Genomic DNA, 13,831 nt, shown 5'->3' with positions numbered 1-13,831 from the left:
GAGTACAATAGTGTCCTTGAATCTTCCGTCAGACATAGAATTACCGGACGAGAGTGGGAACGCGGATGCCGATACCACCGGAAAGTTTTTACCCCTTGATGCCTCGCCGTTCCCGACGAATGAGGATGAAATCATCGTGGATAACGAGGACTTGGGATTTGCGATTCACGAGACAAGAAAGTTTAGTCTTGCCTCGCTGTTCGGGGGTGTCGAGGTTCGGGCGAAATGTTACAGTTTTGCCCCTGCCAACCACTGGGGGCTTATACTTCGAACAGATTGCCAAGGTTTTCCGGTAAAAGGGGCGTATTCCAAAAGAGCCGGCAAGGGTAACCAGAAAGTGCAGTGGGAACCCCGTCTGCCCCGGGAGGGAAAGTACGAGGTATTTTGTTACTTGCCTTATGATGGTAGGAGTTATTATGCGGATCTGGCACCTCATTTTTCAAGGACGTATCACTATACCGTGTTCGACGGGCAAGAGGAACACGAGGTTGTTCTCTCGCTGGACAAGAACGATTGGAGATGGATATCCCTAGGGGTTTTCGACTTCCACGGGACGGCACGGGTGACCTTGAGTGACAAAGATCGGGAACGCACACCTGAAAATGAAAAGTTCGGACCGCAAGAAGTTGTGGCGGACGCCATAAAATGGGTGAAAATCCGGGAGTGATGGCGTTCGAAACCTGTAACTTACCGCAGGTAAATGCAACTTGTAACCTGCAACTCGCCGAAGGCGAATTTAGCTGATGTATCGCCAATTGATTTTTGTCTTGAAGAGCCGTTTTACTTGTGTGGCGAAGGTTTGGTTTTCTTCTTTTTGCAGGGAAGGATCATCTTCCAGAATAGTCGTGGCGGCTTGGGCGGCTTCATTCAGTATACGTCCGTCCTTTCCGAGGTTGGCTACCCGCAGGTTGCAGGTGAGTCCGCTTTGCTGGGTACCCTCGATATCTCCCGGTCCGCGTAGCTTCAAATCGACTTCCGCTATTTCGAAACCGTCGTTCGTGGAAGTCATCGTTTCGATGCGTTTGCGTGATTCGTTGGAAAGTTTGTACGAGGTCATAAGGATGCAATATGATTGATCTGCACCCCGTCCTACGCGGCCCCTGAGCTGATGGAGTTGGGACAGCCCGAAACGCTCGGCGCTCTCGATGACCATGATAGAGGCATTGGGGACATTGACACCGACTTCTATAACTGTGGTGGCTACCAGTATCTGGGTTTCGCCGGACGCGAAACGCCTCATGTGTTCGTCCTTATCGGCGGGTTTTAATTTTCCGTGCACGATGCCTACTTTATAGCCGAGCGGGTCGAAATAACTCATCACGTGCTCGTAGCCCTCTTCCAGATTCCGATAATCCATTTTCTCGGATTCGGAAATAAGCGGATAGACAATGTATGCTTGTCGTCCGAGTTCCAGTTCCTTCTGGATGAATTTGTAGACTTGCAAGCGTTTATTCTCGAAAGCGTGGTGAGTCGTGATTGGTTTCCTGCCCGGTGGCAGTTGGTCGATTACGGATACGTCCAGATCCCCGTACAGTGTCATTGCCAACGTTCGAGGAATCGGGGTGGCGGTCATGACCAGCATGTGGGGCGGAATCGTGTTCTTCTGCCAGAGTTTGGCACGCTGGGCGACGCCGAACCGATGTTGCTCGTCGATTACGACAAGCCCGATATTTTTGAAACTAACCACGTCTTCCAGTAGGGCGTGAGTTCCAATCAGTATTTGTAACCTGCCGTCGGAAAGGGCATCATGCAGTACATCCCGCTCTTTCTTTTTGGTAGAGCCTGTCAATAGCCCCACGCTAATGGGGGTATTTTTCAAAAGTTCGGAAATCGTTTCGTAATGTTGTGTGGCAAGGATTTCGGTAGGCGCCATGATGGCTGCTTGAAAACCGTTATCTAGAGCGATAAGCATGCACATTACGGCGACCAGTGTTTTCCCGCTTCCCACATCGCCTTGTAGCAGGCGATTCATTTGTTTCCCCGATCCGCAATCGGAACGAATCTCCTTGATTACCCGTTTTTGGGCGTCGGTAAGGGGAAAGGGGAGGTGATTGCGGTAGAAATCATTGAAGTAATTCCCCACCACGGTAAACGGATGGCCTTGGAATGCCGCTTTCCGGTTGAATTTGAGTTTTAATATGTTGAGCTGAATGTAAAACAACTCCTCGAACTTCAGGCGATACTGGGCATTGCGCAACATATCCGGGTTCTCCGGGAAATGAATATTGTACAGAGCCTCGTGCAGGTAGATCAAATTGTGCTTTTTGATAAACCATGCCGGGAGGGTTTCCTGTATGCGGCCGTTGATAGCCTTGAAGATATTCGCTTGAATTTTGTTGATTACGCGGGAGGTCAGGTAACTTTTCTTCATCTTCTCCGTGGTCGGGTAGATAGCTTGAAAACCCACGAGTTGTTTGGCGTTTGCCTCGTACAAGTCAATTTCGGGATGCACGATATTCAATTTGTGGTTGAACACGGATGGTTTCCCGAATATCAAGTATTCTTTCTCGGGCAGGATTTGGCTGGTCAAGTATTTGTAGCCGGTGAACCAAACCAGTTCCAGTTCCCCCGTGCCGTCGTACGCGGTGGCAACCATACGGGTCTGTTTTCCAGTTCCCACGGCGGACAGGTTCATGATTTTGGCTTTGACCTGTATGTACGGGAGGTCGGACGTGAGTTCTCCTATGGTATATATCCGGGTGCGGTCGATGTACTTGTACGGGGTATAATAGAGCATATCCTCGTAACTCCGGATGCCCATTTCCTGCTCCAATAGCGATGCCCGTTTTTCTCCGACGCCCGGGATAAACTTTATATTCAGTCCTGCCAGTTCCAAAATGCTCAATTAAATTTAATAGTATCGAATTTCACGAACGAAAGTAAAAAAAATAGATGACTTTAGTTGAGCATGTCGGGAATAAATTTTATTTTCGTAGGATAAATAATATAGATTAATTGTTCGTCGGGAGATGTATAATTATTTGAAACAACGGTTTAAGCATGCTATTCGATTTCGTCACAAGAGAGGGTACGGGGTACATTCCCCTTTTGTGTTTGACTTGATCACGAACGTGATAAAGGAAAAGGCGGAGTATTATGATTTCGCGCGTATCGAGGCAATGGGCAATGTCCGGGAGAAAGAACGAAAGTTATACCGGTTGATTTTCCGGTTGGCGGATTATTTTTCGTTTCGGGAGGTATTATGCGTGGGAGTGGAGAACCCGTGGGTGTCCCGTTATTTAGCCGCGGTCTCAAAGCAGATGAACGTGTTGAACGGGGGACATGATTGTCCCGGGGCGGAATACACGGGACGTGTGACTCCCGCGGAGATGAAAGGAAGGGAGATAGACTTGCTGTTTTTAGGACGTGCATTCGAGGCGGATTGGCATGAATCTTGGGAAGAGGTTTTGCGGGAACGCAAGAAAGGACCTTTGTGCGTCGTGATAAAAGACATTTACAAAGGTCGGTTTAATTCCCTCGTTTGGCGGCAATTGCGTCAAGAAGGAACGGTGTCGATCGATATGATGTGGTACGGGATTGTTTTTTTCGATGAACGGTTGCAAAAGGGGAGGTATAATATGATAATTTAATTGAAAATTGAAAGTTGAAAATTGAAAATGAATGGATTCGGTGATTGAAGAATTGCTGAATTTGAGAGTATCGAATGAGTGCGGGGACAGTGGGAATCATAAATCTAAAATTTAAAATCTAAAATTGAATGAAGGTTTACACGAAAACAGGGGATAAAGGAACTACGGCATTAATCGGGGGAACTCGGGTACCGAAAAATAATATACGTTTGGAAGCGTATGGCGGGGTAGATGAGTTGAATAGTCATTTGGGAATGATCCGGTCGTACCCGATTGACGAGGTTAGTGTGAAAGAGTTAATAGAAATTCAAAACGTGTTGTTTGTCGTGGGTGCGAACCTTGCGACGGATACGTCGGTGAGTAATATGCAAAAAAAGATGCCCTGCACGGAAGAGGACGTAGCTTTTCTAGAGCGGGCAATTGACCGGATGGACGAGGAATTACCACCTTTGCAATATTTCGTGCTACCGGGGGGACATCCTGCCGTGTCGGCTTGTCATATCGCTCGCACGGTTTGCCGTCGGGTGGAACGTCGGATTATTGACATGGGCGAGGAAATCGAGGTAGAGGACGTGATTGTACGTTACGTGAACAGGCTTTCCGATTACTTGTTTGTATTGGGACGCAAGCTGGCAAAAGATTGCGGTTTGGAAGAAGCCAAGTGGATTCCGAGGAAAGATAAATACTAATTGATTCCGTGTTCAATCATAAATCATAAATCATAAATGCAAGAGATATTTCGTTTTTTAGAGGCATTAAGAGAGAATAACGACCGGGATTGGTTTCATGCCAATAAAGAGTGGTATTTGAGAATAAAGGCAGAACACGAGGCATTTATTAATCGTGTCATAGCGGCGTTGGCAGTCGTGGAACCGGAGGTCGAGGGGTTGGAAGCGAAAGATTGTATCTTCAGAATTTACCGGGATACGCGTTTTTCCCCGAACAAGCAACCCTACAAGACACATATCGGGGCGTACATGGTGAGGGGCGGTAAAAAGAGTCCTCGTTCGGGGTATTACGTGCATATCGAACCGGGTAACTGCTTGCTTGCCGGGGGAGTATGGTGTCCGGAGCCATCTTTATTGAAAGCGTTGCGGCAAGACGTGTATGATAATATTGATGAATTCACGGGTATTGTTCGGGATAAAGAGTTTGCCAAGTATTACCGGTTGGACGGAGAAAAATTGAAGAAAGTACCCGCTCCTTTCCCGAAAGACTTCCCGGAGGCAGAAATGTTGAAATTCAAGGCGTATACTGTTACTCACGGTGTGCCGGACGCGTTTTTCGAGGGTGAGGATGCGGTCGAGAGGGTGGTTGACCGTTTGTTGTTGATGAAACCTTTTCATCGTTTCTTGAATTACACGGTGGAAGAGACGTGGAATAATTGAAAATGGAGAATTGAAAATTGAAAATGAACGTGTTTTTCCTTTGAATGGCTTTGATAATAAGGGGAAAAGTCGTATATTTGTAGTATGGAAAAAACAAAAGAAAAAATGCCGCAGCTAGTGAAAAACGCCACGGTCCGGGAAGAGATTTTGCAGGGAATGATAACCTCGTTTCAATTGGAAGGAATAAAGATTTCCCAAGAGACGGCGTACACTATTCTGGAACGGGTGAATTTGAAACTTAAAATGCGTAAGTAATGATCTTTTCCATTCTGGAGTAGTCTTTGCGGGCTACTTGCTGAACGGCTATAATATACTCGTCGAAATTCACTCGTCTGAAATTCAATCCTGTATAACCTTGTTTGCGAGCCATTAGATTGGCAAGTATACGTGCTGTCCGTCCGTTTCCCTCCCGGAATGGATGAATGAAAAGCAATTCCCCGTGTACTTTGGCGATGTCCTTGATTAACTCCTCTTGATGAGCGTAGTGATCCGGAAGATGTGCCAGTATCTCTTCTTCAAAAATTCGCATATTATCCGGGATAAAGCGTCCGGCCGGAAAGACGAATCCCCCTTTCGATACATTCACGGAGCGGAAATGCCCGGCAAAAGAGTAGAGTTCTTTTAACGCGGTACGGTGGATGTCGCAAATGTATTTTATCGTGAATTTCGTTTTGGGCGTCAGGTTCTCTGTAAATAGAATTTCGGCAGTCAAAAAGCCCTCGAACTCGGCATTGTGTATTGCTTCCTCGTCGGTAAGTCCGAGTAAGTTGTGGAGTATTTCACCCTCTTCACCATTGGTCGAGTATCTGTTCATGGCGTTCGATTTGCTTCAAAGTTATGGAAATCTGTCAATATCACCAAATTTATTTAAGATTTATGATTTATGATTTGTGATTAACCGCTATCTTTGTCATTCGGTAAAGCCGAGTTACAAGTTGTAATTATTATAAGATAACAATGAAGGTATTATTATTGGGTAGTGGCGGACGCGAGCATGCGTTGGCGTGGAAAATAAACGAGAGTGAGAGATTGACAACGTTATATGTTGCACCGGGAAATGCCGGAACTGCCGGGATTGCGGAGAACGTGAATATTAAGGTGACGGACTTCGAGGCATTGGCTGCATTTGTCGAGAATAACGGTATCGAGATGTTGGTCGTGGGACCGGAAGATCCGCTGGTGGAAGGTATTCGGGATTATTTCGAGGCTGATGCCCGTTTTGCACACTTGATGATCGTGGGTCCCGGAAAGGCGGGAGCGATATTGGAAGGGAGCAAGGATTTTGCGAAAGAATTTATGATTCGTCACCATATCCCGACGGCGGGTTACTTGACCGTGACGAAAGAAAATATAGAGGACGGGATTGATTTTCTGAAAACACTGAAACCGCCTTACGTGTTGAAGGCTGACGGACTGGCTGCCGGTAAGGGTGTCTTGATATTGAATGATATCGAGGAGGCGAAAAGTGAACTCCGCTTGATGTTGGGCGGTAAGTTCGGTAAGGCGGGCAATCGAGTGGTGATAGAGGAATTCTTGAGCGGGATAGAGCTTTCCGTGTTCGCCCTCACGGACGGGAAAGATTATAAGATATTAGGCTCTGCCAAAGATTACAAACGTATCGGGGAAGGGGATACCGGATTAAACACGGGTGGAATGGGAGCCGTTTCTCCGGTGCCGTTTGCCGACGAGGAGTTCAACCGGAAGGTGGAAGAGCGGATTGTACGCCCGACGATAGAGGGTTTCCGCGCGGAAGGTATCGATTACAAGGGATTCGTTTTCTTCGGGTTGATGAATGTTGCGGGTGATCCTTACGTGATTGAGTACAACGTGCGTATGGGTGATCCGGAAACGGAAGTAGTGTTACCGAGATTGAAGACGGATATCTTATCTTTATTCGAGGCGATGGCGAAGGGCGAGTTAAAACGAGCCGCTTTTGATTTGGATTCCCGTTTTTGCACGACGGTCATGTTGGTATCGCAGGGTTACCCGGGAGATTACGAGAAAGGAAAGGTTATTACCGGATTGGAGAACGTGGAGGGTAGTATCGTGTTTCACGCGGGAACAAAATTAACAGACGGGAAAGTGTTGACAAACGGGGGGCGCGTATTGGCTGTCAGCTCGTATGGCGATACCATGAAAGAGGCTTTGACTCAATCATACAAGAACGTGGCGAAAATTCATTTCGAGGGAATGAATTTCAGGCGTGATATAGGGTTTGATTTATAGCACGCGAAGAAAATGGGATTCAACTCGGTACTGAAGTCGAAAAATTTGTATTTGTTATATTTGTTGCCGTTTATTCTGGCTGCAATAGCATTTTTACGTTTCACGCTGGATGGAGACGGGGGAATCATTTGCCGCGAGAATGGTTTAATCTCATTTCCTTTTTTAAACGAAAACCAGCATCTTCTTTGGTTAAAGGCGGCAGGGATGTTCGTGTTGTTGTGCTTGTCTTTTCTGATCTTCTTTATCGCGGACCGGTACAAATTTTTATCCCGTATTACCGTGTTGCCCGCGTTGTTCTATGCTTTGATGTCGGCGGGAATTATTTGTCATTATGGCGTGAATAATTACCTGCTGGCAGCATTTTGCATGATTGTGGCGATATCCCGTTTGCAGTCGGCTATCGTGCACTCGAACTCCAATGCTCCCGTGTTCGGGTTTGGTTTGTTTACTTGTTTGGCAGTCTTGCTTTGTCCCAAGTTAGTGTCGTTGTTGCTTTGGGCTATCGTGGTATTGCCTTTCTCCGGTCGTGCGAATGTCAAGGACTTGGTAGCTTTGTTTATCGGCTTTTTTACCACTCTGTTTTTTACCGCCGCCTACTATTTTTGGACAGATCAATTATTCGAACTCCCGGCAGTGTTCTCGGAAACGTTGTTAGCGGGGGAAGGTTTTTGGAGGTTAATGCCGGAGAAACTGGCTGCCTATATCGTTTTCGGGGTACTGATTATCGTGTCGTTGTACAACGTGATCGTGAACTCTGCGACCGCTATTGTTGCGCAACGGAGAGGCATATTTTCAATGCTCTCGATGCTATTGTTTGCGGGTAGTTCCTTGTTTTTTATTCCATTCAATTGCCATGGCATCATGCTGATACTCGCGATACCCTTGTCCTACTTGTTTTCACAATATTTTATCTCACACCGCACCCGATGGTTGGGAAACGTGTTGTTTCTCCTCTTGTTGGCGGCGTGTGTTTGGACTATTTGGTAGAATATCAGGGTACAAATGTCGTACTCTAGTAGAATGTCAACATCTCTCCGCGTACCTTCTCGTTGATTTTACCGTTGTTGTACACGATTTGTCCATTCACGATTGTTGTTGCCACTTTATAAGTAAATGTCATTCCTTCCAATGGCGACCAACCGCATTTGTATCGTAAATTTCTTTTCCTGACCGTCCACGGGTGTTTTTCAAAGATGGCGATATCCGCCTTGTAGCCTTCCCGCAAGTAGCCTCTTTCCTCGACATGAAAGATATCAGCAGGGGCATGGCACATTTTGTCAACGACGTTTTCAAGCGTGATTTCACCCCGTTCCATGAGTTCCAGCATGACCACCAGCGAATGTTGTACCATGGGGCCGCCGCTTGCCGATTTGGTATAAACACCGGCTTTCTCTTCCGGCAAGTGGGGGGCGTGGTCGGTGGCAACGACGTCCAGACGGTGTTCATTCAGCCCTTGCAACAATGCCTTCCTGTCACTCTCTGCCTTGATTGCCGGATTCCATTTCACGAGGGAGCCTTTCGTGATGTATGCCTTGCTGTTGAACCATAAATGGTGGACACAAACTTCCCCGGTGATACGCTTTTCTTTTCTGGGGCCTTCGTCTAGCAGAGCCACTTCCTCTTCCGTGCTTAAGTGGAGTATGTGCAGGCGGCTGTTATGCTCGCGAGCCAATGCTGCGGCTAGAGAGGAACTCTTGTAGCATGCTTCCCGGCTGCGGATCACGGGGTGGCAATACGTGGGGATGTTGTCGCCGAGCATTTCTTGAAGAAGTGCCAGATTCCGGTTAATCGTGGGAGTATCCTCGCAGTGCGTGGCAATTAAAACGGGAGATTCGGCAAATATGCGTTCCAGTGCTTCCGGGCTATCGACGAGCATGTTGCCCGTGGATGAACCCATGAATACTTTTACCCCGCAGGTAGTGTGGGGATCGACATTTCTGATCTCGTCAATGTTATCCACGGTTGCTCCAAGGTAGAATGAATAATTCACGACAGCGTTCTCCCGGGCGATTTGTTGTTTTTCCCGCAACAATTCGTTCGTGACGGTGGGCGGCTTCACATTGGGCATATCCATGAACGAAGTGACCCCACCTGCTGCCGCGGCACGGCTTCCTTCCCCGATATCCCCCTTGTGGGTTAAACCCGGTTCGCGAAAATGTACTTGGTCGTCAATCACGCCGGGTATAATAAATTTCCCCGTCGCGTCAATGACTTTTACACCCTTGGGGATTTCAGTGATTCCGCCTTCAATGATTTTCTCGATTCTGTCGTTTTGAATAAGAATATCACCTTTAAATGTTCTCCCTTCGTTTATGATTGTTCCACCGTGAATAAGCATATTAATTTATGATTTACGATTTTTGATTTACGATTGAATAATTCTGAGATTTAGATTTCTGTTAATTTCTTGATTTATGATTTTCCGTTAACCGATGCTTCTAAAATCGTAAATCGTAATTCATAAATCGTAAATTAATCCGTCGGCAATCACAGAATTAATTTATTCTCTTTTTACGTTTCCCGATGCTTCTGAGTTTCATGGTGATGACACCCCAGAATGCTTCGTTGAATATACCACCGCTCATTTTGGACGTGCCTAGGGTGCGGTCGGTGAAGATAATCGGGACTTCTTTCAGTTTGAACCCGAGTATCCATGTCGTGAATTTCATTTCGATCTGGAATGCGTATCCTTTGAATCGGATTTTGTCCAAGTTGATTTCTTCCAGAACCTTTCTCGTGTAGCACACGAATCCGGCCGTGGCGTCATGTACTTTCATGCCCGTGATCATTCGCACGTACTTGGAAGCAAAGTAAGACATCAGTACCCGTCCCATAGGCCAGTTCACAACGTTGACGCCGGTGACGTAGCGGGAGCCGATAGCCATATCGCCCTCTCCCGAAGCACAAGCGTTGTAAAGTTTCACCAGATCGTCCGGGTTATGTGAAAAGTCTGCGTCCATCTCGAAAATGTAGTTGTACCCGTGTTCCAGAGCCCATTTGAATCCGGCGATGTAAGCGGTGCCTAATCCCAATTTCCCCTTTCGCTCGATCATGTGGAGTTGCGGGAACTCGGTTTGCAGGCGTTTGACGATTTGTGCCGTTCCATCGGGAGAATTATCCTCGATAACAAGGGCATCAAATGCCGGGGTAAGCGTGAAAACGTGTCGGAGAATGTTTTCGATATTCTCTTTCTCGTTATAGGTAGGTATGATGACAACTCTGTCGTTCATAACGATATATTTTATAAATAGTCAATAATCCGTTCCAACTTGTTCCCCCGGGAGCCTTTCACCAAAATGAAAGAATTTACTACTTCATGCGTTTTTAAATGTTCAATCAGAGTATCCGTGTCGGGAAAATAGGTTGTAAATGTATAGTTATTTATGATAGATTCAAAATTATGCCCCACGACAAATACTCGCGGGAAATTGTGATTCGCGATCATATCCATGATTTCCCGGTGCGCTTCGTGTGATATGTCCCCAAGTTCCCGCATTTCGCCGATAATGATGAGTTTGTTGTCCGCTTTCATTTCCGCGAAGTTGGAAATAGCTGCCCGCATACTGCTGAGATTAGCGTTGTATGCGTCCAGAATGATGGTATTCCGTTCGGTTTTCAGTAATTGGGAACGTAGATTCGAGGGCGTGTAGGCTTCTATCGCTGCCTGTATTTGCAGCGGGTCTACCTCGAAAAATATTCCCGCGGCAGAGGCTGCCATGGCATTGTCGAAGTTGTAGCCCCCGATCAGCTTGGTACGTATATAAAGATGCCCTTGGCGGGTTTTTAGCGTGTACACCAGATAGGGTGTGGTTTGCGCTATCTCGCCCTTGACTAAATCTCCGTCTGCACCGTAAGTGTATCGTTTCGCATCCTCGGACAGGCGGCAAAGCAGTTCATCTTCCCCGTTCACGAAAAGAATACCTTGTTTCGCCTTGACGGATTTGTACAGGGCGCTTTTTGTTTCGATGATATTCTCGTAACTGCCGAAACCTTCCAAATGCGCGTAACCGATGTTGGTTATAATCCCGTAATCCGGTTCTGCGATTTCGCACAGGTCTTTGATTTCACCGGGGTGGTTGGCACCCATTTCCACGATGCCGAATTCCGTGTCTGCATCCATGCTGAGCAAGGTGAGCGGAACCCCGATATGGTTATTCAAATTACCTTTGGTGGCAACGGTTTTGTACTTTTTCGAGAGTACGGCATGGCATAATTCTTTCGTGGTTGTCTTGCCGTTTGTCCCGGTGATACCTAAAATGGGGATGTTTAACTGTCTGCGGTGATGATTCGCCAGTTGTTGCAGAAAGCGTAATGCATCGGGAATGAGTACGCACCGGGGCGAGATGTTGTACTCGGCTTCATCAATGACGACGTACCTTGCTCCTTGTGCTATAGCTTTATCTGCGAATGTGTTACCGTTATGATTTTCCCCTTTTAAGGCAATAAATATATCCCCTTCTTTTATTTCCCGGGAGTCGGTGGTAACCCGACCGCCTTCCCGGAAGGCCTTGTATATAGATTCTAATTCTTCCATCTTTCGTTTTATTCGATAGGAATTACAAATTTATAAAAATAAATGAACCGATCAATTTTAGATTTATGATTTTAGATTTACGATTCTGTGATTGGTTGATTTTTTATTAATATCGCGGGATAATTTAATCTTAGAAATAATGAAAATCAAGACAGGGTTGGGGATTGATGTCCACCGGTTGGAACCGGGGTTGGATTTTTGGCTCGGGGGAATCAAGTTGCAACATGATAAAGGTTGCGTGGCACATTCGGACGGGGATGTGTTGATACATGCGATATGTGATGCACTTCTGGGAGCTGCCGGGTTGGATGATATCGGGACGTATTTCCCGGATACAGATCCCGCGTACAAGGGAATCGACAGCAAGATATTGTTGAAGAAAGTGGTCGAAATGCTTGAACGGAAATGTTTTTCTGTCGGGAATATCGATTGTGTCATCTGCCTGCAACGCCCGAAAATTAAGACGCGGACACTGGAGATGAGGGAATGTCTGGCAGAGATTATAGGAATTGATGTCGATGATCTCACGATAAAGGCTACGACCACGGAACAACTCGGTTTCGAGGGTAGGGAAGAAGGGGTTTCAGCCTATGCTACCGTGCTGCTTATCAAGTTATAAAAAAGGAAAGCCGCTCGGCTTTCCTTTTTTTATTTTAGTTCATGTAGTCCCACATGGGTAACAGGATTGGTTTCTGGTTCAATGCCTTCAAGGCTTTTTCTCCCAAGTATTTTTTATGAATTACCACGCGGAAGATGTATTCGTCAAACCATTTGTCCGTGAACGTGAGATAGCCGTTATGTCCCGCTTGCGGTCCCCAGCTATTCTCGAATTCCCATTTCGTGGGGTTCCCGTTCTCGTCAACATCCACTGCCACGAGCACCATGGCGTGAGCGGAACCGCTTTGGCGGGTGAGAATACGTGCTTTTTTATCCATGGAGAAGTCTACGCCCATTAAAGAGTTGTAGTCATACATCTCCGGGTCGAGAATCCCGGTTTCCCGGTTGAAGAATTTACCCACGTCGCTGGAAGTGTACATCGCCTCGTTCCCTTTGATGGAAGCGATCGCGGCTTGCTTGATGTCCTCGTTCGGCAGGTTCAGGTACACCCAGTTGATACCCTCTATCGTGTTGCGATAGTTCTGGATATCGTATATTTTGTAATATTCCCGGGTGGGGTCGTTCATAATCATGATATAGTTCTCCGGACTGTAATCGGCGGGAGTGATTTCCTTGTAGAACTGTTGCGGGGTATAGTTTGCCAATTCCTTGATTTCGCCGTTTTTATCCTTGTATCTCCACGTGAAGGTGGTAGGCGGTTCGCCGAGGCAAAGAGCCAGAATACGGTAAATATCTTTCAGCACGGATATTTTTTCAATGCGCAAATCTTTGGCTTTTTTGCCTTGTGCCGCCATTTCCCGGATGGTGTAACCACCTTTGCGAAGGCGTTCATTGATTAACGATACCATGGCGTTGGTATTGTTCGAGTGGGCTGTTTCCGGCATCACCTCTTTCGGGACAACCCCGTATTTTTCGCCCAAATTGTAATAAAGATTCCATACGCCACCGTCGTTCACGGGAGCTTGGAACATATAGTACACGTCCCGATCGTCCATCGGTTTGCCGGCAGTGGAAATCATGTTCTCGAGGAAAAGATTGGATTTCTCGAACATGTCCCAGAAATAAAGATAGTTGTGCGAGAAGTCGAAGTTGGTAAGATTGTATTTCTTCATGATGCTCGGGCGCAACACGTTCATGGACGTGAACATCCAGCAACGTCCGGAACTTTTCTGGTCCGTGATGCCGTTCACTTTTACCCGATACTTGAAGTAATGGTCTGTTTTGCCTTGTACTTCCCGGTTTAGGGCATTGCTACGGATGTCCTTGTCATTCGTCAGCACGTTCTGAATGGCTTTCGTGGCAGCGTCTTTCCGGAAACTCCCTTTGATATCGTTTAGTTCTTTCTCTCCAACCGTTTGAGCGCATAGCGTTCCCCCGGCCAAAAGCAGAGAAAATAATGTCGTGTATAACTTCATAATTTTAGATTTACGATTTTAGATTTATGATTTTGAAACGGAGAATTGAAAATCGGAATA

General features: G+C 46.6%; 13 protein-coding genes and 1 pseudogene. 8 read left to right on the top strand and 6 right to left on the bottom strand.

Going from position 1 to position 13,831, the window contains the following annotated elements:
* Nucleotides 1–667, top strand: a pseudogene (locus Q5866_RS16525) (hypothetical protein); the annotation flags it as partial.
* A gap of 69 nt (nt 668–736) precedes the next feature.
* Here Q5866_RS16525 and recG read toward each other — a convergent pair.
* The gene (gene recG, locus Q5866_RS16520; RefSeq protein WP_303181376.1) at nt 737–2,839 is read right to left on the bottom strand and encodes an ATP-dependent DNA helicase RecG; all 2,103 of its coding nucleotides are present in this window, start codon (nt 2,837–2,839) and stop codon (nt 737–739) included.
* A 130-nt stretch (nt 2,840–2,969) separates the two neighbouring features.
* Between recG and Q5866_RS16515 the strand changes: the two genes are divergently transcribed.
* The 4 genes from Q5866_RS16515 to Q5866_RS16500 all read left to right on the top strand — a co-directional run bounded on the left by Q5866_RS16515 (nt 2,970) and on the right by Q5866_RS16500 (nt 5,233).
* Complete coding sequence (locus tag Q5866_RS16515) at nt 2,970–3,590, top strand: hypothetical protein (protein ID WP_186977234.1); 621 nt, start codon at nt 2,970–2,972, stop codon at nt 3,588–3,590.
* A 128-nt stretch (nt 3,591–3,718) separates the two neighbouring features.
* A complete protein-coding gene (locus Q5866_RS16510; RefSeq protein ID WP_099289994.1) occupies nt 3,719–4,279 on the top strand; it encodes a cob(I)yrinic acid a,c-diamide adenosyltransferase in 561 nt (186 codons plus the stop codon).
* Nucleotides 4,280–4,315: 36 nt separating this feature from the next.
* A complete protein-coding gene (locus Q5866_RS16505; RefSeq protein WP_186977230.1) occupies nt 4,316–4,978 on the top strand; it encodes a DUF2461 domain-containing protein in 663 nt (220 codons plus the stop codon).
* An 84-nt stretch (nt 4,979–5,062) separates the two neighbouring features.
* Complete coding sequence (locus tag Q5866_RS16500) at nt 5,063–5,233, top strand: hypothetical protein (protein WP_176554860.1); 171 nt, start codon at nt 5,063–5,065, stop codon at nt 5,231–5,233.
* On the opposite strand, the gene Q5866_RS16495 is transcribed toward Q5866_RS16500, so the two are convergent.
* Nucleotides 5,217–5,792: a Fic family protein gene (locus Q5866_RS16495; RefSeq protein ID WP_099289996.1), complete on the bottom strand. Its 576-nt coding sequence runs from the start codon at nt 5,790–5,792 to the stop codon at nt 5,217–5,219. The genes Q5866_RS16500 and Q5866_RS16495 overlap by 17 nt on opposite strands.
* Before the next feature lie 143 nt (nt 5,793–5,935).
* On the opposite strand from Q5866_RS16495, the gene purD reads away from it, so the two are divergent.
* A complete protein-coding gene (gene purD / locus Q5866_RS16490; protein WP_303181372.1) occupies nt 5,936–7,204 on the top strand; it encodes a phosphoribosylamine--glycine ligase in 1,269 nt (422 codons plus the stop codon).
* A 12-nt stretch (nt 7,205–7,216) separates the two neighbouring features.
* Complete coding sequence (locus Q5866_RS16485) at nt 7,217–8,191, top strand: hypothetical protein (RefSeq protein WP_303181371.1); 975 nt, start codon at nt 7,217–7,219, stop codon at nt 8,189–8,191.
* Nucleotides 8,192–8,216: 25 nt separating this feature from the next.
* Here the strand turns inward: Q5866_RS16485 and Q5866_RS16480 are convergent, their stop codons facing one another.
* The 3 genes from Q5866_RS16480 to murF form a co-directional block, all read right to left on the bottom strand.
* Nucleotides 8,217–9,542: a dihydroorotase gene (locus Q5866_RS16480; RefSeq protein WP_227217231.1), complete on the bottom strand. Its 1,326-nt coding sequence runs from the start codon at nt 9,540–9,542 to the stop codon at nt 8,217–8,219.
* Between the two features lie 157 nt (nt 9,543–9,699).
* Nucleotides 9,700–10,440 carry a polyprenol monophosphomannose synthase gene (locus tag Q5866_RS16475; protein ID WP_186977581.1) on the bottom strand — a complete coding sequence of 247 codons (741 nt, stop codon included), beginning with the start codon at nt 10,438–10,440 and terminating at the stop codon, nt 9,700–9,702.
* A 5-nt stretch (nt 10,441–10,445) separates the two neighbouring features.
* The gene (murF, locus tag Q5866_RS16470; protein ID WP_303181369.1) at nt 10,446–11,738 is read right to left on the bottom strand and encodes a UDP-N-acetylmuramoyl-tripeptide--D-alanyl-D-alanine ligase; all 1,293 of its coding nucleotides are present in this window, start codon (nt 11,736–11,738) and stop codon (nt 10,446–10,448) included.
* A 139-nt stretch (nt 11,739–11,877) separates the two neighbouring features.
* Here murF and ispF point away from each other — a divergent pair, with 139 nt between their 5' ends.
* Nucleotides 11,878–12,357, top strand: a complete 480-nt coding sequence (gene ispF / locus Q5866_RS16465; RefSeq protein ID WP_099290002.1) for a 2-C-methyl-D-erythritol 2,4-cyclodiphosphate synthase — start codon at nt 11,878–11,880, stop codon at nt 12,355–12,357.
* A 34-nt stretch (nt 12,358–12,391) separates the two neighbouring features.
* On the opposite strand, the gene Q5866_RS16460 is transcribed toward ispF, so the two are convergent.
* Nucleotides 12,392–13,771, bottom strand: coding sequence for an aminopeptidase C (locus tag Q5866_RS16460; RefSeq protein WP_303181368.1), 1,380 nt, complete (start codon nt 13,769–13,771; stop codon nt 12,392–12,394).
* Nucleotides 13,772–13,831 lie beyond the last annotated feature (60 nt).

The sequence above is a fragment of the uncultured Butyricimonas sp. genome, from assembly GCF_959596855.1.
GTDB lineage: Bacteria > Bacteroidota > Bacteroidia > Bacteroidales > Marinifilaceae > Butyricimonas > Butyricimonas muris.
The sequence above is the reverse complement of the archived record's forward strand: the minus strand, read 5'-3'. Positions and strand labels throughout refer to the sequence as shown.